1 protein-coding gene is annotated in these 548 nt (G+C 69.3%); it reads right to left on the bottom strand.

Annotated features, from left to right (window positions below):
• Window positions 1–62 precede the first annotated feature (62 nt).
• On the bottom strand, window positions 63–548 hold a 486-nt coding region (locus tag ACH3VR_RS23335; protein ID WP_397558736.1), incomplete at its 5' end, for an ABC transporter substrate-binding protein.

Raw genomic sequence — 548 nt, 5'->3', positions numbered from 1 at the left:
GGCCTGCGCTCACGCGGGAGATGACCGTGGGGACGCCTCGTTCGGGGCGTCCCCACCATCGCTCAGTCCTTGCCGAGTCCGGCGGCCGAGACGGTGTCCGCTCCGGCGTCTGTGAGGATGCCGTTGAGGAGGCGCAGGTCGAACAGGCCGTCGATGGAGCCCTTCTTCTGGGTGCCGGCTGCAAGGCCGTTCTCGACGAGGGTCTGGAAGGTGTCGGCGTGCGGGTCGACCGAGAACGACACGTGCTGGAGGGCGCGGTCGATGACCTCGTCGGACAGCGGCTTGCCGGTGTCGGCGGTGAGCTGCTTGTTGACGACGTCGGCGACCTGGTCGGGGTTGTCGGCGATCCAGTTCACGGAGTCGAGGTTGGCCTGCAGCAGGTCCTTCACGACGTCGGGGTGGTCGGTGAGGAAGGATGCGCTGACCAGCAGCACGGTGGTGGGGAACTGGCCGTCGGGCCACAGGTCGGCCTCGTCCTGCAGCACGTGCCCGCCGCCGTCGATGACCAGCCGGGACACCCACGGCTCGGGCACCCACGCGCCCTGGAT

Origin of the sequence: Microbacterium alkaliflavum (assembly GCF_044325405.1) — a bacterium.
Classification (GTDB): domain Bacteria; phylum Actinomycetota; class Actinomycetes; order Actinomycetales; family Microbacteriaceae; genus Microbacterium; species Microbacterium alkaliflavum.
The sequence above is the reverse complement of the archived record's forward strand: the minus strand, read 5'-3'. Positions and strand labels throughout refer to the sequence as shown.